General features: G+C 69.4%; 16 protein-coding genes and 4 pseudogenes. 13 read left to right on the top strand and 7 right to left on the bottom strand.

Features of this window, described 5'->3' with window-relative positions; all coding sequences use genetic code 11:
- Window positions 1-106: 106 nt before the first annotated feature.
- Window positions 107-616 (bottom strand): protein-tyrosine phosphatase family protein, encoded by a 510-nt coding sequence (locus tag ACZ7DE_RS00675; protein WP_470756435.1) that lies wholly within the window; start codon window positions 614-616, stop codon window positions 107-109.
- Between the two features lie 111 nt (window positions 617-727).
- Here ACZ7DE_RS00675 and ACZ7DE_RS00670 point away from each other — a divergent pair, with 111 nt between their 5' ends.
- A complete protein-coding gene (locus tag ACZ7DE_RS00670) occupies window positions 728-1,531 on the top strand; it encodes a nuclease-related domain-containing protein (protein WP_470756433.1) in 804 nt (267 codons plus the stop codon).
- A gap of 72 nt (window positions 1,532-1,603) precedes the next feature.
- On the opposite strand, the gene ligD is transcribed toward ACZ7DE_RS00670, so the two are convergent.
- Window positions 1,604-2,485 carry a non-homologous end-joining DNA ligase gene (gene ligD, locus ACZ7DE_RS00665; RefSeq protein ID WP_470756431.1) on the bottom strand — a complete coding sequence of 294 codons (882 nt, stop codon included), beginning with the start codon at window positions 2,483-2,485 and terminating at the stop codon, window positions 1,604-1,606.
- A 55-nt stretch (window positions 2,486-2,540) separates the two neighbouring features.
- Between ligD and ku the strand changes: the two genes are divergently transcribed.
- The 4 genes from ku to ACZ7DE_RS00645 all read left to right on the top strand — a co-directional run bounded on the left by ku (window position 2,541) and on the right by ACZ7DE_RS00645 (window position 8,645).
- Window positions 2,541-3,599, top strand: a complete 1,059-nt coding sequence (gene ku / locus ACZ7DE_RS00660) for a non-homologous end joining protein Ku (RefSeq protein ID WP_470756429.1) — start codon at window positions 2,541-2,543, stop codon at window positions 3,597-3,599.
- A 366-nt stretch (window positions 3,600-3,965) separates the two neighbouring features.
- Window positions 3,966-5,195 carry an MFS transporter gene (locus ACZ7DE_RS00655; RefSeq protein ID WP_470756427.1) on the top strand — a complete coding sequence of 410 codons (1,230 nt, stop codon included), beginning with the start codon at window positions 3,966-3,968 and terminating at the stop codon, window positions 5,193-5,195.
- A gap of 308 nt (window positions 5,196-5,503) precedes the next feature.
- Window positions 5,504-7,252 (top strand): glycoside hydrolase family 35 protein, encoded by a 1,749-nt coding sequence (locus tag ACZ7DE_RS00650; RefSeq protein WP_470756425.1) that lies wholly within the window; start codon window positions 5,504-5,506, stop codon window positions 7,250-7,252.
- Window positions 7,253-7,556: 304 nt separating this feature from the next.
- Window positions 7,557-8,645: a LacI family DNA-binding transcriptional regulator gene (locus tag ACZ7DE_RS00645; protein WP_470756423.1), complete on the top strand. Its 1,089-nt coding sequence runs from the start codon at window positions 7,557-7,559 to the stop codon at window positions 8,643-8,645.
- Window positions 8,646-8,797: 152 nt separating this feature from the next.
- Here the strand turns inward: ACZ7DE_RS00645 and ACZ7DE_RS00640 are convergent, their stop codons facing one another.
- From ACZ7DE_RS00640 to ACZ7DE_RS00625, 4 genes are all read right to left on the bottom strand, one after another.
- Window positions 8,798-9,181, bottom strand: a complete 384-nt coding sequence (locus ACZ7DE_RS00640; protein WP_470756421.1) for an SH3 domain-containing protein — start codon at window positions 9,179-9,181, stop codon at window positions 8,798-8,800.
- A gap of 315 nt (window positions 9,182-9,496) precedes the next feature.
- Window positions 9,497-9,784: a DUF4190 domain-containing protein gene (locus ACZ7DE_RS00635; protein WP_470757894.1), complete on the bottom strand. Its 288-nt coding sequence runs from the start codon at window positions 9,782-9,784 to the stop codon at window positions 9,497-9,499.
- 183 nt (window positions 9,785-9,967) lie between these two features.
- Window positions 9,968-11,200, bottom strand: a complete 1,233-nt coding sequence (locus ACZ7DE_RS00630) for a GNAT family N-acetyltransferase (RefSeq protein ID WP_470756419.1) — start codon at window positions 11,198-11,200, stop codon at window positions 9,968-9,970.
- A gap of 231 nt (window positions 11,201-11,431) precedes the next feature.
- Window positions 11,432-12,139 (bottom strand): hypothetical protein, encoded by a 708-nt coding sequence (locus ACZ7DE_RS00625; protein ID WP_470756417.1) that lies wholly within the window; start codon window positions 12,137-12,139, stop codon window positions 11,432-11,434.
- A gap of 274 nt (window positions 12,140-12,413) precedes the next feature.
- Between ACZ7DE_RS00625 and ACZ7DE_RS00620 the strand changes: the two genes are divergently transcribed.
- A complete protein-coding gene (locus ACZ7DE_RS00620; protein ID WP_470756415.1) occupies window positions 12,414-12,902 on the top strand; it encodes a hypothetical protein in 489 nt (162 codons plus the stop codon).
- Between the two features lie 1,252 nt (window positions 12,903-14,154).
- Here the strand turns inward: ACZ7DE_RS00620 and ACZ7DE_RS00615 are convergent.
- Complete coding sequence (locus ACZ7DE_RS00615) at window positions 14,155-14,481, bottom strand: GYD domain-containing protein (protein WP_470756413.1); 327 nt, start codon at window positions 14,479-14,481, stop codon at window positions 14,155-14,157.
- A gap of 274 nt (window positions 14,482-14,755) precedes the next feature.
- On the opposite strand from ACZ7DE_RS00615, the gene ACZ7DE_RS00610 reads away from it, so the two are divergent.
- From ACZ7DE_RS00610 to ACZ7DE_RS00580, 7 genes and pseudogenes are all read left to right on the top strand, one after another.
- Window positions 14,756-16,042, top strand: coding sequence for a hypothetical protein (locus ACZ7DE_RS00610; protein WP_470756411.1), 1,287 nt, complete (start codon window positions 14,756-14,758; stop codon window positions 16,040-16,042).
- A 360-nt stretch (window positions 16,043-16,402) separates the two neighbouring features.
- Window positions 16,403-16,750 (top strand): annotated as a pseudogene (locus ACZ7DE_RS00605) (transposase family protein); the annotation flags it as partial.
- A 113-nt stretch (window positions 16,751-16,863) separates the two neighbouring features.
- Window positions 16,864-17,367 carry a hypothetical protein gene (locus ACZ7DE_RS00600; protein WP_470756409.1) on the top strand — a complete coding sequence of 168 codons (504 nt, stop codon included), beginning with the start codon at window positions 16,864-16,866 and terminating at the stop codon, window positions 17,365-17,367.
- 184 nt (window positions 17,368-17,551) lie between these two features.
- Window positions 17,552-18,297: pseudogene (locus ACZ7DE_RS00595) on the top strand (helix-turn-helix domain-containing protein).
- A 68-nt stretch (window positions 18,298-18,365) separates the two neighbouring features.
- Window positions 18,366-18,521 (top strand): annotated as a pseudogene (locus ACZ7DE_RS00590) (SCO3933 family regulatory protein); the annotation flags it as partial.
- A 5-nt stretch (window positions 18,522-18,526) separates the two neighbouring features.
- A pseudogene (locus ACZ7DE_RS00585) lies at window positions 18,527-19,889 on the top strand (FtsK/SpoIIIE domain-containing protein); the annotation flags it as partial.
- On the top strand, window positions 19,881-20,564 hold the full coding sequence (locus tag ACZ7DE_RS00580) for a DUF2637 domain-containing protein (RefSeq protein ID WP_470757892.1): 684 nt from the start codon (window positions 19,881-19,883) through the stop codon (window positions 20,562-20,564). The pseudogene ACZ7DE_RS00585 and the gene ACZ7DE_RS00580, both read left to right, overlap by 9 nt.
- The last annotated feature ends 1 nt before the right edge of the window (window position 20,565 follow it).

Raw genomic sequence — 20,565 nt, 5'->3', positions numbered from 1 at the left:
CGACGCCAGGCCCCGTACACCTTATTCATAAGGAAGTCCGTTTTACGTACCGGAGCGCCGGACGTGCCAAGGCGCGGTCCTGTGGCGCTGACCACGGCTGAAACGATTACTCGGCCAGTTCCTCCAGGAGCCTGGCCGTGGGCAGCCCCGCCCGCAGGTACTCCACGAACAGCTCGTTGTGCAGGGCCCACGGCGAGCGCCGTGACCGTATCAGCCGAATGGCCTCCTCGGCCGAGTGCCCCCGGCGCACCAGCGCATGGGCGACGACCAGGCCCGAGCGGTTGTAGCCGCTGTAGCACCGGACGAGCACGGTGCGGCCCTCGTCCACCGCGTCCGCCGCGGCCTGCGCCAGCCGGATCACCCCCGCGAGCTGGGTCCCGTCCAGCGGCCCGTCGGGGATCGGCCACACCTGGTGGCGCACACCGGGATCGGGCCCGTACCCCTGCCGGGCCCGGGTCAGCGTCTGGACGAGATCGAACTCGCCCCTCACCACGTCGAGCTCCAGCTCTCCGCCTGGTCCCCGGAACTCGTGCCCGCCCATCCACAGGCCCGGCACGATCTCGCTCCACGGACGGTCCGGAACAGGTACGTCGGGCTGCTTCCTGCGGGTCCGCAACGGCGCCTCCCCAAACGCGCTGCTCAGTGCTTGCCCAACTCGCGCCGGGGGTAACCGCCTTCTTGCCCCGGAGCGCCCCTGCTGTTCCCATGGTCGGAGGGGTGATGGTGCATGAACGGACTGCGCGTCATACCGACCTGGCGACATGGCCAGGAGCGGCTCTACGTCTGCCTCTCGGACGGCAGCAACATCGCCTGGTACGACCGTGAGGCGGCCAGGATCAACCTGATCGGGGACGACCGCAGGGACGACGTCCTGGAGGCCCTCGGCCCCTTCATCACCGGCCCGGTCACGGTGGGCCCGCCCCCGGTGCCGACCCCCGCGGAGCTGGCCCGACTCTCCCTTCACCCCGACGACGATCTGGCCCCCAACCGTCCCGGCGAAGCCCTGCTGATCGACCTGGACCGCGAACCTCCCCCCGCCCACCGACTCCGGACCGACCCGCGGCGCCGCGCCCTGGCGGCCGAGCAGGCGGTCGGCGAGGCCCTGGACCGTCTCGACGGCGCCGGCTGGCACACCGTGCACTCGGTCGCGCTGCCCGGCGGCGACCGCGTCCACCACCTGGCCATCGGACCCGGCGGCCTGCTCGCGATCCACACGCTGCCCGCCCGCAAGCAGCGCGTCCGCATAGCCGACCCGATGGTCGCCCTGGGCCGCCACGCCCCGGAGCCCCTGCTGCGCCGCGTACGAGCGAACGCCGACCGCGCCTCGTACGCCCTGACGGCCGAGGTCCGCCCCGTACTGACCCTGGTGGGCCCGACGGACGTCTCCGTCACGGCGCCCCCGAGGGAGACCCGGGTCCTGACCGACACCGACCTCCCCGGCCTGGCCCGCCTGGGCGGCGTACTCAAACCGGCGGACGTGGAGGCACTGCACGCGATGGCCAGAGACCGGCGCACCTGGGCGAGAGTGTGAACGCGGGCCTCTCACGAAACCCCCGTCTCACAGCACCCCGTCTCACAGCACCCCGTCTCACGGCACCCCGTCTCACGGCACCGCCCCCGCCCGCCCGGCGTCGGCCAACGGCGCGAGCAGATCCCCGAAGTCCTGCAGACGCGGCACCACGTCCGGAGCCAGGAACGTGAGCGTCTCGGCCGACCGGCACGCCTCGACCTCCTCCCACGTGACCGGCGCCGACACGGTCGGCTCGGCCCGGGCCCGCAACGTGTACGGCGCGGCGGTCGTCTTGCGCGCCGCGTTCTGACTCCAGTCCACGAACACCTTCCCCGGCCGCAGACTCCGCGTCATCCGATGCACGACCAGCCGGGGAGCGGCCTGCTCCGCCTCCACGGCCAGCCGCTTGGCGTACTCCGTCACCCGTTCGGACGACGCCCCGCGCACCGCCGCCAGCAGATGCAGCCCCTTCGACCCGGACGTCTTCGGGTACGCCTCGATCCCGTCCGCCGCCAGCCGCTCCCGCAGCCACAACGCGACCTCGCAGCATTCGACGACGGTCGCGGGCGCGCCGGGGTCGAGGTCGAAGACGAGCCGGTCGGCCGCCTCGGGCTCCTGGATCACCCACTGGGGCGTATGGAACTCGGTGACGAGGTTCGCCGCCCAGACGAGGCTGGCCAGGTCCTGCACGATCACCATCCGGGCCGGCCCCTCCGAGCGCGGCACCTCGGCGGTGGTGACCCACTCGGGCGTGCCCGGCGGCACGTTCTTGGCGAAGAAGACCTGCCCGTCGGGCCCGTCGGGGTAGCGCAGGAAGGACAGCGGCCGGTCGCGCAGATGGGGGAGCAGGGCGTCGGCGACGGTCGCGTAGTAGTGCAGCACCTCGCCCTTGGTGAATCCGGTCGCCGGATACAGCACCTTCTCCAGATTGCTGAGCGCGAGCCGCCGCCCCTCCACCTCGGTGATCGGCGTCATACGATGAGAATCACACGAAACCGGTGCATAACGCTCACTCGGGAGGGTGCTCCACGTGAGATCCATTTGGAACGGCGCCATCTCGTTCGGCCTCGTCAGCATCCCCATCAAGCTGGTGAATGCCACCGAGAGCCACTCGATCTCCTTCCGGCAGATCCACACGGAGGACGGCGGCCGCATCCGCTACCGCAAGGTCTGCGAGCTGGAGGAGCGCGAGGTGAGCTCGGCGGAGATCGGCAAGGGATACGAGGACGCGGACGGCACGATCATCCCGATCACCGACGAGGATCTCTCCCACCTGCCGATCCCGACCGCGAAGACGATCGAGATCGTGGCCTTCGTCCCGGGCGACCGGATCGACCCGCTCCAGATGGACGCCGCCTACTACCTCCAGGCGGGCGGCGCGCCGGCGGCGAAGCCCTACACGCTGCTCAGGGAGGCCCTGAAGCGCAGCAACAAGGTGGCGATCGCGAAGTACGCCCTGCGCGGCCGCGAACGCCTCGGCATGCTCCGCGTGGTCGGCGACGCGATCGCCATGCACGGTCTGCTGTGGCCCGACGAGGTCCGCGCACCGGAAGGCGTCGCCCCGGACACCTCCGTCACCGTCCGCGACAAGGAACTCGATCTCGCGGACGCCCTGATGGACACCCTCGGCGAGGTCGACCTCGACGACCTGCACGACGAGTACCGCGAGGCCGTCGAGGAGGTCGTGGCGGCGAAGGCGGCCGGTGAGACGCCTCGCGAGATTCCGGCCCCGCCGTCCAGCGGCAAGGTGCTGGACCTGATGGCCGCCCTGGAGAAGAGCGTGCGGGCGGCGAAGGAGTCGCGGGGCGAGGGAGCGGAGCCCGCGGAGGACGCGAAGGTGAGAAGCCTGCCCCCGCGCAAGTCGGCCCGCACCGCGCCGAAGGAGACCGGCGGCAAGAAGTCGACGTCGACGGCGAAGAAGACGACGGCGGCGCAGAAGAAGTCGACCGCGGCCACGAAGAAGTCGACGGCAACGAAGAGCACGAGCACGTCCGGAACGAAGAGCACGGCGAAGAAGACCGCAGCGAAGAAGACGACGGCGAAGAAGACCCCGGCAAAGAAAACAACGGCCCGCAAACGCACAGCCTGACCCGACAGGGGGCCGGCGCACGGTGGCGGAGCCACCCGGTCGCGGAGCGCTGCCGGGCCTGCCCCCCGCCGCCTCCTCCCTTCATCCCTCCCCGCGACCCTCTTCACCTGGGTTGCTCACCGTGGCCGTCTCCCTCCGGCGCCCCCGTCCGGCCGGGACGACCGTCGTCGCCAGGACCCCGGACCGCCCCCACTCCACCCCCTCAATAGTCCTTGCCGCAACGACTGCCGCCCGGGAGGACGCCCCCCCCGCTCCCGTCGGCCTGTGCAAACACCTTGACCCACCGAATGTTACCGGTAACATCGACCCTCGTCGGAGTATTCAACCGCCCCACACCGCAGTGGGCCGTCCGTCCCTGGAGTCCGTGTGACCGACCACCCCACGGCACAGCGCACCCCGGCCACACCCCCACCCACCCCCACCACCAGGGCGCCCACCCGCACCCCCGCCCCGCCGGTCTTCACCGCACCCGCGGTGGCGGCCTCCTGCGCCGGCTTCGTCCTCATAGGCGCCCTGCAGGCCCTCTACGGCCCCGCGATCCCGGCCCTCCGCGACCAGTTCGACCTGTCACCCTCCGCGGCGGGCCTGGGCCTGAGCGCCCACTTCGTGGGCGGAGTCGCCGGAGTCCTCCTCTTCGACCGCCGCTACGGACATACGAGCAACCGCCGGATCCTCGCCGCCTCGTACCTCCTGATGGCGACCGGAGCCGCAGGCTTCGCCCTGGCGCCCGACTGGCCCCTCGCCCTCGCCTCGTCCCTCCTCGCAGGCCTCGGCTTCGGCGGCATCGACTACGGCCTCAACCGGCTCTTCTCCATCGGCTTCGGCCACCGTTCCACCGCGATGCTCAACATCCTCAACGCCCACTTCGGCATCGGCGCGATCCTCGGCCCGGCCCTGATAGGCGTGGTCGGCTCCGAGCACTACCCGGCCCTCTTCCTGGCCTTCGCCCTCGCCAACCTCCCCCTGCTGCTCTGCCTGAGAGGCGTGCGCGCCCACACGCCCCCGCCGCCCGGAGATCTGCCCGCCGCCTCCGCCGCCCTCCGCCGCAGCCTCACCTCCGTACTCGCCGTCTTCGTCACCCTCTACGTCCTGCACGTCGGCATCGAGGCGGGCGTGGGCGGCTGGGAACCGACCCACCTGGAGACCGTCGGCTACGGCGCGGGCGCGGCCGCCACCGCGACCAGCGTGTTCTGGCTGATGATGACCGTGGGCCGCTTCCTGGTCGCCCCGATCGCCCTGCGCTTCTCCGCCCAGGCCATCATCACGCTCTCCTGCGCCGGCATGACCGTCTGCCTCCTCCTGGCAGCCGTACCGGACCTGGCCCCCTACGCCTATGCCGGCGTGGGCCTCTTCATCGCCCCGATCTTCCCCACCGGCCTGCCATGGCTCAACCGGGCCGCGCCCCGGGCCCGCCGCGCCGGCGCGGTCGTCATGGCCGCGTCCATGCTGGGCGGGGTGGCGGCGGGTCCGGCACTGGGCAGGACCATCGAGTGGTCCGGCGTCCGAGCGGTCCCCCTGATCCTGGCCACCGTCTCGGCCGCCTGCCTGGCGGCCGCGCTCTGGCTGACCCGGGCGACCTGCCGAAGGTCCCCCTGAGGGCAGGGGAACGCGCCCGCGGCCGCCCGTCCACGGGAGCGGGTCGTGGCGGTGCGGCGCAGCCCGTCGCTTAGCTCGTCACTGCCACGTCCCACCGTGGCGGCGGGCAGCAGTACGCCCAACACGCGACGGGCTCGCCGCACCGCCACGACCCCGACCCGCCCCCCGGCCGGACGCGACAGCGCACCACCCACCTCACCGAACCCGAACCGAACCCGAACCGAACCCGCACCGCATCCCAAACCCGAACCGCACCCGAGCCCAAACGCGCACCCGCACCCGAACGCGACCCGAAGGGACCCGACCCCATGCCCGCCCTCACCACAACCTCCGACGGCTTCCTCCTCCACGGCACCCCGTTCCGCATCCTCTCCGGCGCCCTGCACTACTTCCGGGTCCACCCAGACCAGTGGGCCGACCGCCTGCGCAAAGCCCGCCTCATGGGCCTGAACACGGTGGAGACGTACATCCCCTGGAACCTCCACCAGCCCGAACCCGGAACCCTGGTCCTGGACGGCCTCCTCGACCTGCCCCGCTTCCTCCGCCTGGCCGCCGCGGAAGGCCTGCACGTCCTCCTCCGCCCCGGCCCCTTCATCTGCGCCGAGTGGGACGGCGGCGGCCTGCCCCACTGGCTCACCGACGACCCCGGCATGCGCCTGCGCAGCAGCGACCCCCGCTTCACGGCCGTCATCGACCGCTACCTCGACCTCCTCCTCCCGCCGCTCCTGCCGTACATGGCGGAGGAGGGCGGCCCGGTCATCGCCGTCCAGGTGGAGAACGAGTACGGGGCCTACGGCGACGACACCGCCTACCTCAAGCATCTCGAGCAGTCCTTCCGCTCACGAGGCGTCGAGGAACTCCTCTTCACCTGCGACCAGACCGGCGGCGACCACCTCGAGAACGGCACCCTGCCCGGCGTCCTGGCCACCGGCACCTTCGGCAGCCGCGTCGACGAATCGCTCCGGCGACTTCGCGAGGCGCAGCCCGAAGGCCCGCTTATGTGCTCGGAGTTCTGGATCGGCTGGTTCGACCACTGGGGCGGTCCCCACCACGGAAGGAACACGGAGGAGGCCGCCGCGGACCTGGACCGACTCCTCTCCGCGGGCGCCTCCGTGAACATCTACATGTTCCACGGCGGCACCAACTTCGGTTACACCAACGGCGCCAACCACCACCACGCCTACGCCCCCACCGTCACGTCCTACGACTACGACGCCCCCCTCACCGAGAGCGGCGACCCGGGCCCGAAGTACCACGCCTTCCGCGAGGTGATAGCCCGCCACGCCCGGGTCCCGGACGAGCCGACGCCCGCCCCGTCGCCCAAACTCCCCGTCACGACAGTGGAGTTGACGCCCCGCACCCCCCTCTTCTCCCTCGCCGGGAGCCCCTTCCAGGCCAAGGATCCGCTCACCGCGGACGACATGCACCAGCGAGCCGGATACACCCTGTACCGGACGACGGTCCCGGCGGACGGCCCCGGCCTCCTCCACTTCGCCGGCGGGGTGGGAGACCGAGCGCAGGTGTTCGTGGACGGCGCCCCCGTAGGCGTTCTGGAACGCGAGCGCTACGACGAGACGCTGCCCGTGCGCATCCCCCGCCCCGACGCCGTCCTCGACGTACTCGTGGAGAACATGGGCCGGGTCAACTACGGCCCCCGCATAGGCGTCCCGAAGGGCCTGCTGGGCCAGGTCACCTTCAACGGCACCCCCCTGCAGGGCTGGGACTGCCACCCCCTGCCCCTGGACGACGCCCCCGCCGAAGCCACCTCCACGGCACCCCCCACCCCCACCGAACCGGCGTTCCACCACGGCACGTTCGAGGTGGAGACCCCCGCAGACACGTTCCTCTCCCTCCCCGGCTGGACCAAGGGCCAGGCCTGGATCAACGGCTTCCACCTCGGCCGCTACTGGAACCGGGGCCCGCAGCGCACCCTCTACGTCCCGGCCCCCGTCCTGCGTCCCGGCGCCAACGACCTCGTCCTCCTCGAACTGCACGGCACGACGACACCCCGAGCCCACCTCACGGACACCCCCGACCTGGGCCCCACAGGCCCCTGACCCGACGACGACCACCCGGAGGCAGGCCGCGGCCGGCACCCCGTACCGCCGCGCGACAGGACACCGCCTACCGCCGTGCGACAGGACACCGCCTACCGCCGCGCGACCGGGGCACCGCCTACCGCCGCGCGACCGGGGCACCGCCTACCGCCGCGCGACCGGGGCGGCGGCCCCTTCCGCCGTGCGCCGTCCTCCGCCCGGCCTATCCTGTGGGTCCGCCGGGCAGGGCAAGCCCGTCGGATCCGCGGTCGTGACCGGACTCGACCACGGATCACCCCAGGCCGAAGGAAGAAGAGCACCCACCATGACCCCAGGCGCCGCCGACGGCCCGGCGACCAAGGGACGCAGCCGCCGCAACTTCGCGGGCGCCCGCCCGGTGATGGACGATGTCGCGAAACTGGCCGGCGTCTCCAAGCAGACGGTCTCCCGGGTGCTCAACAACCACCCGGCCGTCCGCGCCGAGACCCGGGAGGCGGTCCAGGCGGCCATGCGTACGCTCGGCTACCGCCCGAGCAGCAGCGCGCGCTCGCTGGCCAGCGGCCGTACGCGCATGCTCGGGGTGATCTCGTTCGACGCCGCGCGCTACGGTCCGGCCTCCACCCTGACCGCGATCAACACGGCGGCACAGGAGGCGGGCTACCTGGTGAGCTCGATCGCCCTGGACACGGCGGACCGGGACACGGTGGTGCGGGCCGCGGACCGCCTGTCGGCGGAGGGCGCGGAGGGCGTGATCGCGATCGCCCCGCAGGTGAGGGTGGCCAGGGCGCTGGCCGAGGCACGTCTGGACACCCCGCTGGTCGTCATGGACAACGACCTCGGCGACGGCACCCCCATGGTCACCTCCGACGCCCGCACCGGCGCCCGGAAGGCGACGCAGCACCTCCTCTCCCTCGGCCACCCCACGGTCCGTCACCTCGCGGGCCCGACGGGCTGGTCCTCGGCGGACCGCAGGGCGGAAAGCTGGCGCGACACCCTCAGGACGGCCGGAGCCGAGATCCACGCCCCCCTCATCGGTGACTGGAGCGCCGACTCCGGCTACGACCTGGGCCGGGAGCTGGCGAAGGACCGGACCCTCACCGCGATCTTCGTGTCGAACGACCAGATGGCGCTGGGCCTTCTGCGCGCCCTCCACGAGGCGGGCCGCCGGGTCCCAAAGGACGTCAGTGTCGTCGGCTACGACGACATCCCGGAAGCCGCGCACTTCCTGCCCCCGTTGACCACGATCCGCACGGACTTCACGGACATCGGCACCATCGCGCTCCGCGTCCTGCTGGACCGCATGGACACCCCACCGCCGCCCGGCGGCGCACCCGCAACGCCCGGCAGCTCGCTGACCCTCGTCCCCGTCGAACTGAGAGTCCGCCGCAGCACCACTGCCCACGACCAGCCCTGAAGGCCGAGCAACCGAGCAACCGAAACCGCACAACCGAAACCGCACAACCGAAACCGCACAACCGAAACCGCACAACCGAACGGCCGAACAACGCCGAAGGCCCCGACGCCCGTGGCGCCGGAGCCCAATCCCGCAATATCCGCGTCAGACGGTCAGCCCGTGTGGCACGCCGTGTCTTCCGGGATGCAGGTGCCGACGTCATCGCCGGGCACGTGAATCAGGTCGTCCCGGACCCAGCCGGTCTTGCCCTTGGCGTTGCCGGTCGTCATCTTGACCTTGTACCAGATGTAGCCCCCGGCGTAAGTCGAGCTCTTCTCGGTGCACTTGTTGTTCTTGTAGGCCACGCCAAGGCTGGTGGAGCTGGTGGACGCCTTGGAGCGGAGGTTCGCCGAACTCGCCGTGATGTAACAGCCCGAGGCCGCCTGGGCCGGAGCGGCAGCGAGAACCAGTCCCGGGACAGCGAGTGAGGCGGTCAAGGAAAGAGCCGTCATGGCTCGACGTACACGCATGAATTCCCCGTTTGCGTTGAGCACCATGTGGTGCCTGTGCGAATCGACCTCAAGAGTCAAGATCACGCACGAGCAGCCCGTCAACTGCCATTACAGAACTGAGACGTTGCCGCCCAAGCCCCCCACCCTCACCCCCGAACGGATTGCACCCGCGCAGGGTGACCGCCCTCTGCCCCCTGAAGCCTGAAGCCTGTGGCCTGAAGTTTGAAGCCGGTGGCCTGTGGCCTGAGGCTTGAAGCCTGTGGCCTGAAGCCTGAACCCGAAGTCTCAAGCACAGCCGGTGACTCCGGCACACGGCGGGGACCCGACCCTCGGCCGAGCCCCCGCAGTACGTCCCTGCCGTCAGCCGCCGACGTACCAGCTGAACCCGCCATTGCTGGCAGCGACGCCGAGCAGCACGAGCCAGAGCACCACGTCGACGACGCCGAGGATGATGCCGGCCTTCGCCATTCCGGCCCCGTTGCTGACAGCCGCCTGGCGCCGGGCGACGGCGCCGAAGACGATGGCCAAGGGGCCCAGGACGATGTTCAGGATGAACAGTCCGACGATGCCGCAGCAGAGGCTCGCGATCGCCAGGCCGTTGGTGCGTGATCCGGAGGACGCGGTGGAAGAGCTGCCGTAACTCGTCATTGCACACTCCCGGTTGTCGGTTGCACGGACCGAACGGGTCACGCGCTCCTTACTTTCGACTTACCGGTCCGAATGCCCCTTCGAGACGTTCCCATGTCGCACACGCCAAGAACCGGAACAACCACAGCCCGAACCACCACGAGCCGCACCCCGGGACGAGTGCAGGTCTGAACGAGCGCAGGATCAGAACCAGTGCAGGCAGTGCGGGGACCGCTCGGCGTGGAAGAGGTCGTCGGCGATGGCGGCCGCGCCCGGCCGGTGAGCCCGGATCCGTCCGGCGCGCACGAGCGTGCTCGGCGCGGTGCCGCCGAGGTAGACCGACCCCAGGTCGCTCACGTCCAGAGACAGGTCGGCCTCCCGCTCCGTCACGACGCAGTCGGCCTCGCCGTCCCGCACGGTGAGCAGGTAGCGGCCGTGCTCACCGAGGACCGGGTCGTCGACGTCGAGGACGATCTCGCCGTCCGTGAACCAGCCGCGCGCGGTCAGCGCGCGCGGGACGTCCAGCAGCCGCACCCAGAGCCAGTCGGTGTCGTCGCTCACCTGGCCGGCGCGGAAGTCCGCGAACTGCCAGCGCAGCGGATGCCCGGGCGGGAAGTGCTTGAACACGACCTGAGAGACCAGGTCGTGGTTGAGGACGAACCGCGCCAGGGCGGTGAAGACGGCGTCGCCGGCGGCGATGGTCTCATCGACGGTCAGGGTCTCGCGCTCGCCGAGCGCATAGCTGGCGTACCCGTCAGGGACGCCGTCGGAATCCCGGTGGACGGCCACGTGGCGCGGCGTCCGAGAGACCGGGGGCTGCCCCGCGCCCAAGGCCCACCAGCGGTGCGGCCGGGACAGCGCGCCGGGCTGTGCGCGACGGTACCGGTCGTAGACCTCTTCCAGGATCTCGCCGCAGTCGGCCCGCCGCAGCAGCTCGATCGTGCCGGAGTCCGAGCCGTTCGCGGAGGCCTCGACCGTCCCGTGCACCCGGGGAGGGACGAGGGCGGCACGGTGACGCGGCACCGTCAGCCGCTGCGTGTAGGTCGCCGGCCCGTAGCCGAACCTCCGGTAGATCAGGGCCTCGGAGGCCAGCAGCACGGAGAGGAACTCCCCTCGGGCCCGCAGGTCGGTGAGCTGACGCCGCATCATCGCGCTGAGCACGCCTTGACGTCGGTGCGAGGGCAGAACGCCGACGGCGCTCACCCCGGCGGCCGGGACGAGGATCTCGCCGGGCAGGGTGAGCTCGAACGAGTACGAACCGGCGGTGCCCACGGGCCGCCCGTCCGCGGTCACGGCGAGCAGGCCGCGGTCCATCTCGAGCGCTGCCCACCAGACCCCGCCGCCGTCGGTCGGGGTCTCCGGAAATCGCCCGAACGCGGCGTGGAGCGTGTCGACGAAGACGTCGAGATCCTGCTCGGTCGTGGGACGGATCTCCATTGCTGCCGCTGCCTCCCCGGCTACCGACACCACGACGCGCGGCGTCCCGCCACAGTGCAGCGCCACCCCGCAACCAGGTCAAGCGAATTCCCCCGGAGCCCGCCGGCCCCCGAGCGGGCAGCCCCGTGGCCGGGCGGCCACGAAGAGGGAGCGCGACCACAAGAGGCAAGCCACAAGACGCACTACGCGTCGGTCATCAGCCAGGCCAGGCCAGGTCAGGTCAGGTTCAGGTCAGGGCAACTGCACCACCGCACACGCGGGCCCGTGAAGCGACCGGCTCTCGCAGTCCCCGTCCCCGCCGACGGTCTGAGCGAAGATCTGGAGCCCCCAAGCGTTCCGCGGAGCGGAGAGCGCCACGCTGGCCCGGTGGTCGATGTCGCCCTTGTCGTCAGGCCTGAGGCTGACGTTGTACAGGTTGGGGAGGCCGGGAAGGTCAGTCGTGTGTGCGTCTACGGCAGTCACATACACGTTGACACTGGCCCACCGGTCGACACCGTCCGCGTGGACGCCGAAGCTCAACCGCCGATCGGATTCGGACCCTTCGACCTTGACGTCGACCAGCGTCGGCCGCCCGTTCCCACTCGCCGCCTGGGAAGCACCGACGACCGCCACGCTCAAGGCCACCATGTAGAAGACGACACCGAGCCCGAGGACGACCGTCTCCCACACGTTGCCTCGCCGCGTCGGATGGATGAGCAGGGCGACGATGCTGCAGACGATGGCGAGGATGGCGCTGAGCGCGGCCACGAAGATGGGCCACGACTCGTTGTTGAGCGCGACGAACACGACGTCGCTCGTCAGCCCCAGTGCCGTCATGATGCCGGCCACGGTGACGAGCGCCCCGGCAAGGACCTTGGCGACGTCGTCCAGACGCTTCCCGATCCTGGCCTGGACGTCGTCGAGCGTGAGAGGGCCCTGGTCACCGCCTGGCAGCTCCATCCGTTCATGGTGGTGGCGGCAGAGCGCATTCCGTCGCAACCTCGCACACGATTGGCCCCAATAGAGCACCTGACCAACAACGAATCGCCTCGACGGACGAACGAACGAACGGCAGTCGGCCCCGCGCCCCTGACCCCTGGCCCCTGGCCCCTGGCCCGAAGTCTCCAAGTACGACACTGTGTCCCCACGGAAAGCGCCGACAGAGGGGGAATTGGCGTTGTGGGAGCAGTTGCCGGCGTTGCTGGGTGTCGTAGTAGGAGCAGCGAGTTCCTACGTGGCGACGAACATCGCGGAGCGGAACCGCTGGCGACGAGGCAGAGCCGAGCGGTGGGACGCAAGGAAGCTGGACACCTACGCGACCTACGCCAACACCCTGAAGCAGCAGTTGAGCGTTGCGCAGCGCATGGGCGCGGCAAGGGGATTCCCGCATACGGCGGACCCACTTGATCCCGACCTGGGTATGACGCAGCTCGCGGAGAACGAGGTACGGCGTGCAGCCGAATGGGAATCCGTGCTGCTGATCGGAGAAGCGGAAACGATAGGGGCGGCTCGTAAGTGGCACGAGGCGGTGTGGAACGTGGAGCTGTACGCCCGCGGCCTGAAGGACGATCACGCGGGATGGACCAGAGCCGTGCAACAGGTGAGCCGAGCTCGCGACGCCTTCTACGCCCTGGCCCGCCGCGACCTGGACATAGCGGGCCCACCGCCCCCCTCAGGCAACTGGCCCCGAGCCTGGCAACAGGAGGACACCCCGAGCGAGTAGCCCCCTGACCCGCAATCCAGAAGCATTAAGAACCCACACAATGCGAATTCCCCGAACCGACGCACTGGGCATCGATCCGAGGAATTCCCTCACGCTGGAACGCTATCGGCACGCACTAACTCTGCAAAAAGAACTCTTATTTCCGACCGTCATTGCCGCCACGGCCATGCCAATTGAAGATGGCCAGTACGGCAGCCGTTGCCACCCCTGCGATTGCAGCTGCGGCTGACGTCTGTTCTGTACCGAGAACTCCCGCGAACACGAGCACGCACAGAACTCCGGCCGCCGCCAACACGCTGCTGACCAGCAGGTTCCGGCGCCGAGCCGGCCAAGGTGGCTGGGCTTGCGACGGTGCGCATGGGCTTTCGTGGCCATCCGCCGTAGAGTGGTGCATGGAGAGGGCTCTCCCTTCTGGGGACCTGTGAAAAGCCACTCCAGGCGGCCTCCTGTTACAGCAGGGGGCCGCCATTTTTCGTTCAGGCGACCTGGGCCATCCGGGTGACTTGGTGCCTCCATGGTGTACCCGAGAATCGCCGGATGCAATCAACGGGCCGCACCTTACGCCGAATGGTGGGCCCCTATGCTCACGGCCGTGGAAAACCCACCCAGCCCCGTACAGCAGCCTTCTTCGACCTGGCCCGACGCGCCCTCACGAAGTCGAGCAAGCCCACATTCAGCAAGTCGTTCCACCAAGGCGGTCCGATCAGTAGCAGGGCGCCCTCGCGCACCACGTACATCCAGTCAGCGGTCCTGGCGGGCAGCACCGACCACGGCTGGAGGAACCCCGCCCTCAAGCGGCCGCGGGCGCGAACCTCAGCAGATCAAGGAGATCGTCGCCGAGACACTGCACGACCGCCCTCATCGCCCGGATCGTCCACGACGAGACGCAACGCTCAGCGACGAGCACCACCAGGCGGGCCGGCCACGACGTCGTGTGCAGAGATGGCCGAGCCGATCGACAACGGCTCGGTGTGAACCAGGTGGTGGCGACCCGCCGGCTGTCGGCGAGGGCGGCTGCTTCACAGGCGAGGTGGAGTACTACGCCTACGGGCCCACACAGCCGCAGACATGGGTTCCGCTTCCTGCCCCTGCTGTACGAAGGATGCAACGCCCCGCGAGACCAAGGACGCCCAAGATGGATTCGGCCGCCCGAGCTCAGCGATGGCCCACGGGCCTGCTGAACGCTGCTCGACGAGCGAGGCAAGCCCGAGTTCAACCCTGCGCGGCCCCGGTTGCTGTAGCTGGCCGGCCGCTACGCGCCAGGAGCCCGGTATTGGATCTGCTCGGCTGTGCGCAGGGCTCGCATCGTTTCGTCGACGGTCAGGAGAACGGTCGTCTCGAACGAGCTGAGCGCGCCGCCCCCGCTGATCGCCAGCGCAACCGCGGCCATGGACACGTTGTCCGGGGCTTCCCACAGGTTGTAGCCGTCGTGCGTGCCGAAGGCATACCAGAAGCCGTGGAGCTTTCCACCGACGGACGCGATGTACGACTGTGCGGCCTGGGCGCGGTCCTCCGGGCTGTCGATCAGCCGTGCCCAGGTCTCCGGCGTGTAGCTGAACCTCGATAGATAGAGCGGCATCATGTCTCCCTTTCGTCCCGTCAAGGGATGCCCCCACGGGAAAGGAAGGGCGCCGACGGCGGCTCATGTATCCCCCAAACGCCCCGGACGATGACCGTCACGGCGGCAGGCAGGAGACGAAAGACCGGAAGGGGCGGTGGTCTCCGCCAGCTCGGGCCCCTCCGTCGGCTCCAGAGAGATCCGCAGCGTCGCCGCAGGCATCCTTTTGCGCACTGTCTCAACTTCATGCAGATGGGTGAGCACAAGGAGCGTGCGCCACTGGACACCCGCTCTCATGGAAGACATGACGCTGAGAAGGGCATTGAGCGCGGTTCTCATAGCGACCCTGTTCCTCACCGCCGCTGAGTTCACCTGGCTCGGTTCCGAGGACGTCAATGGAGCCCTCACCTATGCCGGCCGTCTGAACGGAGCTCTCCTGCTGCTGGTGGCGTTGATCGAGTTGGCAGCACTCGCCGCGTACTGCCACCACCGTGCCACCGACACCAGACTCGCGGGATACGCGGGAACCACGGTGGTGGTCGCCCTAGCCGCATCCATGCTCGTCAACTTCACATTGCTCGCTCTGCAGGCGGAGAGCTGGAGTTACACGCACTGCCTGTGGGTCTGGCTGCTTCTGAGCATGGCGTCACTCTTGTCCCTCGCCTTTCTCTACACGCGGCATCAGCGTCAGCAAATCGAGCTTCCGAGGCCCAAATCACTGGCCCTCGGCGCGCTCTTCACCACTTTGGCCGCAGCCGTCAATTTCGGGTACGCGCAGATCTACCAGCCGTACAGCACGCCGGCAGCCGTCTCCACCACAGTCGAGCTGGGGAGGGCCCACATCACGAATGGAAGGGTGACGCTGCCGGTCCGCCTGCGATCGAAGAACACCGGATCCGTGACCGTCTACGCCCTGGGCTCTCTCTTCCAGGTGTCGGCCAGAGGTCCCATCGCCACCGACGTCCCGCGGACCAAGCGGGACTGGCTGCAGGACCTCAGCGACAGTCAAGCCGTTCTCCTTCGGTATGCGGACGAGCGGAAGATGAAGTACGACCTACTCGCCCAGGGACGGTTCATGCGTGTGGGCCGCAAGCTCGACCCCGGCACGGAAGTCGCGACGGACAGCCTTGTTCAATTCCCTGAAAGCGCGTCATACGAAGCGATCAACGCCACCGCTGACATGATCTACGTGCGGGCCGACAGAGTCGTACTGACCAGCGAAGAGTACGCACGATCAGGGCGAAATTCATGGCATGTGGACAAGAGTCATCCTGAAGTGGAATCGGCTCCGAGATGGGTCGCAGATCGCGGTATCGATATATTGAGGTACCAGTCGCGCATCGTCCACAGCAACGCATTTCTCGAGCACACTCGCAAGGCCAGGTACGCCACCCTTTGGTGGGTCCTTGAAGAGCCGGACAAGTCTTGGATCGGGCCATACCTCGTGGCCAAAGTCAGCCCGGCGGACAAGGTCAACCTCAGACCCGACCCCGCTGAGGCACAACAGCTGACCGCCGCGTATGGCCTCGACCACTCACCGAGCGGACGAACGCAGGCAACAGTGCAACAACTCCTGAATTGACCCCGGACGCAGTCGACGGCAAGGCATCGGACCTGTCCTGTGCGAAGGCCGCCATCGACCGGCCGCGCCACAGTCATCGCGGATGGCGCCTACCGACGCACCGGACCGGTCATCCCACACCGCCGCGACCGTCGCGACAGCTTCGGTTGGCACACAGAGGACGAATACGCCGATTTCGTCGTCAGATATGGGTTCGACGTGCGGGCGCGAATCCGCGCGGCCGAGAAAGTTGAGAAGGTGGTGGAAAGTCTGCGCTCCGGTGAATCTCGCCCGGACTGGGCGCCTTTTTGAGCGTCTGCGGCGACGACGCATACCAGGTTCACGGGTTGCTCAGGCGTACTGCATCACCGTGTGCCGGCCGAGCTGCTGTGGATCTCACCCGCCCTGCCGGGTCGCACCCACGATCTGACCGCAGCCCGCACCCATCGCATCATCCGGACCTGCGAACGCCAGGGCGTCCCTGTCCTCGCCGACCGCGCCTACACCGGCGCAGGCCCCTGGGTCACCACTGGACTCAAACGGCCACCGGGCGGCGAGCTCACCCTCACCCAGCGCACCGTCAACCGGGCCCTGGCCGCAGCCCGGGCACCGGTCGGACGCGGCATGGCACGGCTGAAGTCTTGGCAGATCTTCCGCAGATCCCGCATCAGCCCGAACTGCATGACCGTCATCGCCAAAGCCGTCCTCACCCTGGAGAGGCAACGCTGAAAACGCTCACTGGATGCTTGACGCCGTGCGCTTCGGCCTGGCTACAAAATGAGCGGTAGGCAGAACGATCACCCTGGCAGGATGTCGCCATGGGGAACACGCATGCTTGGCCCGTGTTGCGGACCACGAACCTGGATGAGGCGCTGACGCTCGCGGAGAGCCTGCTGTCGGTCGCGTCCTGGTACGACCCCGATTACTGCTACCTGGACGCATGGGCGCACGACGACGATCAACTGCGGCGTCTGACCGGGGCCTCTCCAGAGGCGAGAGTCGAGTGGTTCGGGGTGGGCGATCCCAGCCCGCGCGCGAGTGTGAGCATGGGGGCCACGACTTTTACGCAGGCACGCGAGGCCTTGGGAACCTGGGCGGACATCACCAGGTGCTACATCCTGTGGCACAACATGAAGTGGCCGGCCGTGCCCGAGCTTGGGCTGGGCGAGGAGTACAAGTACGCCGAGTTGCAGGTCGCGTGTAACAGCCACACGATTCACTGTGAGGAGTGGGCACCCGAGCACACCGTCTTCATTCATGCGCGACCCGGGCATGACGAGCGTGCCGCGTGGCTGGCGGCTCAGGTCGGAGCCCGGGTGGTCGGCCCCCCTGAGTTCGGGTGGTAGGTCGTTCGGCACCTGAGACTGGCGATCATCGCCATTTAGCATCCGGCGTCTCCTGCTCCGTGGTGTAGAACCCTGGGTATGGGGAGTGAGCGACGGGAGCGGATGAAGGCGCTCGGGGCGCGTCTTCGGGGGCTTCGGACAGAGGATTGGTCTGACTGGTGCCGGGTTGGCGCAGCGTGCGGGTGTGGGGCAACCGACCGTGTCCAAAGTCGAGAACGGGCGCATGGTTCCTAGCCTCGACGTCCTGGGTCGCTTGTCGCTGGCTCTTGATCTCGACGAGTCGACCACTCGTGAGGTGCGTGACCTCCTGGGCGCCGTGGAAGCTGCGCCGGACACGGTCGAGGTATCGGACGAGGAGGTTCCCGCTGGGGCAGCCCTTGATGACGCGGTGCGGTCTGCTCGATTGGTCCGCTCGTTCGAGTGCGTCGTTCTGCCGGCCATGCTCCAGAGCGCGGAGTGCTCCCGTCACTTTTTCGAGAGTGCGCCGAACTCGACCCCTGAGGGGATCGGTCGTGCGGTGGCTGCCCGTGTGGAGCGGCAGAGCCTCCTGTACGAGCCTGGGCGGGAGTCGGTGTTCGTGCTGACGGAAGCCGTGTTGCGGACCTGGCCAGGGAACCCCTCTTGACGCTCGCCCAGTTCGACCGGCTCCTTGCCGTCGAGAGTCTGAGCACGGTGCGCCTCGGGGGCATCCCCTGGCGTCGGGCCGTACCCGTCATGCCTCGTCACGGGTTCACCTTGTGCGACCGGCGGGCCGTCGTCGTCGAGACCTCCCGAGGTGAACGGGTCCTGGACGACTCCGCCGAGGTCACGGCGTACGAGAAGACCTTCGCCCGGTTCGAAGAGGCTGCGATCTTCGGGACCGAGGCGCGGGAGCTGCTGCTCCAGGTGATGCAGGAGTTCCGGGAGTTGGAGGACTTCACCACTCGTTAGAGGAACAATTCCTCTGGATGCCTGGCTCATCGGTCACGCGTAGGAATACTCTGCTCGCAATGCCGTCGGGCATCGGTGAGGGCCTGGTGATGGGTGCTCCGGTCATCATGTCCGGACTCATCGCCCGGCCGTGAGAGAGCGAGTTCGGTGGGCGGATGCGTCACGGCATCGCCTATCGGGCGGACGCCGTCATGGTCAACGCCCCCGCTCCGGTGCAGGGCTGATCACCATGACTGACACCCTCTGGGGACTGGTGCTGTGCCTGCTGGCCCTTGGCGCGCTGCTGGTCCTGCGCCGTCGCCTGCCGGTTGCGTTCTGGTGGCTCGTGGGCTATCCGTTCGTGGCGCTGCGCGTGCTCACCACGTACCGGGCCACGATGGACGCCTGTGGTCTGACGGTTCCGGCTTCGGCCGTCCGTCGGCCACGGCCCGGGTGATCGGGCGGGAGGCGGCACCCGTACCGCCTCGCCGGTCGCTGCCGCTGCCGACCGGGTCCGGTCTCGTGATGCGGCTGCGCATGGCGACCGGGCAGGCTCCTGAAGACTTCATGGCTCGGCTGACCGGCTGCGGCAAGCCTGGGCCGCGCACGCCGTGCACATCCGTCTACCAAGCCGGGGTGGCTCGAACTGCGGCTGATCGGTTGGGACGTGCTTGCTGACGTGCGGCCCGCCCGGCGGTGGCAGAGGAGCGGCCCGCTCTCCCTGCCCATGGCGCTTCGCGATGACGGGCGATGGCACGTGCGGAACTTCCGCGCCGTGCCGCATGAAACTCATCCTCGGCGCAACGCAGTCCGGCAAGTCCGTGTACCTGCGGAACCTGATGTGCGGCCTGGCCCGGCAACGGGTCGTGCTCGTCGGGATCGACTGCAAGTGGGGCGTCGAACTCGCGCCGTTCGCACCCCGGTTGTCGGCACTCGCTGACACCTCCGACCGTGCCAACGAGCTCCTCGACGTCCTGCTGGAAGAGATGGAGGCACGGTTCCGGCTCATTGGTCTCCGGTCCGGGGCGGGTGCGGATGCCGTGCTCACCTCGGACGTGTGGGGGCTGCCGGAGGCGGTGCGGCCGGTGCCGGTCGTGGTCGTCGTCGACGAGGTCGCGGAACTCTTCCTCGCCGCAAGCCGGGACGACGAGAAGCGACGCGACGCCATGGTCACCAAGCTCATCCGCATCGCCCAGCTCGGCCGCGCGGCCGGCATCTACCTCGAAGTGTGCGGACAGCGCTTCGGCTCCGAACTCGGCAAGGGCGCGACCATGCTCCGCGCCCAGCTCACCGGCCGTATCTGCCACCGCGTCAACGACGAGTCGTCGGCGAACATGGCGCTGGCCGACATCTCCCCTGAGGCGGCGCTCGCTGCCACCTCCATCCCGGCCGAACGGCCCGGCGTCGCGATCGTCGGCGACTCCTCCGGCGGCTGGTCCCGCGCCCGCTCACCCCACCTCACCCTCGACGAGGCGGCGGCGATCTGCCGCGCGACCTCCGCTCTGGTGCCGGAACTGCCCCGCCTCGGCCCCTTCCGGCCCTTCGTCGCCGTCGAGTCCGCCGGGTCTGCCTCTCCCGCCGCTGCTGCACCCACCGCGCGCCCGGTGACCGAGGCCCGTGTGGACGCCGTGATCGTCCAAGCCGTCATCGCGGGTGCCCTGTCCTTCTCGCACCTGCACGACCTTGCTGAGGCGGCTGGACAGGGCGGCTGGAAGGCGTGGGCCTATCCCGTCAGCGTCGACCTGCTGTTGGTCGCCGCCTGGCGTCGGATGCGGGAAGCGCAGCGCGCCGGACAGCCCGCTGGGGGACCGCGGCTGTGGTTCCTCGTCGCCCTGGCCGCATCCCTCGGCGCGAACGTCGCGACCGCAGGGCTCCTCGACCTGGACGACGTTCCCGCGTCGCTCCGCGTCGTGGTGGCCGGCTGGCCCGCCGTCGCCTTCTTCGGCGGAACGCTGCTCGCCCACACGTCCCGCATCCCGGCGGCGACCTCGATCACGCATGCCCCAGAGACGCCCCCGGCCGCCGTCGACGAAGCCGACCCCGGCGCGCTCCCGGTGCCCTCCGTCGACCCGGAACCGGCTCCGGAGCCCGTCTCAGAACCAATCACCGCCCCCGCCTCGGCGCCCACTGCTCCCGCTGTCTCCCTGCCGCCCGTCCTCGTCGACCGCGTCCGGGTCCTGGCCGAGGAACACCGCGCCACCACGGGCCAACCGGCCGACCCCGACGCGGTCCGAGCCCGGCTCGGTCTTCCCGCGTCCATGACGCCGTCCGTCGCCGCCCACCTCTGAA

The sequence above is a fragment of the Streptomyces sp. NPDC037083 genome (genome assembly GCF_055606485.1).
The sequence above is the reverse complement of the archived record's forward strand: the minus strand, read 5'-3'. Positions and strand labels throughout refer to the sequence as shown.

Coding starts and splice junctions, on each gene's coding strand:
- ACZ7DE_RS00615 (WP_470756413.1), bottom strand. CDS start 14,481: ATGCCGCTCTATCTATCGAGGTTCAGCTACACGCCGGAGACCTGGGCA.
- ACZ7DE_RS00670 (WP_470756433.1), top strand. CDS start 728: ATGAACGGACTGCGCGTCATACCGACCTGGCGACATGGCCAGGAGCGG.
- ACZ7DE_RS00635 (WP_470757894.1), bottom strand. CDS start 9,784: ATGACGAGTTACGGCAGCTCTTCCACCGCGTCCTCCGGATCACGCACC.
- ACZ7DE_RS00610 (WP_470756411.1), top strand. CDS start 14,756: ATGGAAGACATGACGCTGAGAAGGGCATTGAGCGCGGTTCTCATAGCG.
- ACZ7DE_RS00650 (WP_470756425.1), top strand. CDS start 5,504: ATGCCCGCCCTCACCACAACCTCCGACGGCTTCCTCCTCCACGGCACC.
- ACZ7DE_RS00625 (WP_470756417.1), bottom strand. CDS start 12,139: ATGGAGCTGCCAGGCGGTGACCAGGGCCCTCTCACGCTCGACGACGTC.
- ACZ7DE_RS00645 (WP_470756423.1), top strand. CDS start 7,557: ATGACCCCAGGCGCCGCCGACGGCCCGGCGACCAAGGGACGCAGCCGC.
- ACZ7DE_RS00640 (WP_470756421.1), bottom strand. CDS start 9,181: ATGGTGCTCAACGCAAACGGGGAATTCATGCGTGTACGTCGAGCCATG.
- ACZ7DE_RS00630 (WP_470756419.1), bottom strand. CDS start 11,200: ATGGAGATCCGTCCCACGACCGAGCAGGATCTCGACGTCTTCGTCGAC.
- ligD (WP_470756431.1), bottom strand. CDS start 2,485: ATGACGCCGATCACCGAGGTGGAGGGGCGGCGGCTCGCGCTCAGCAAT.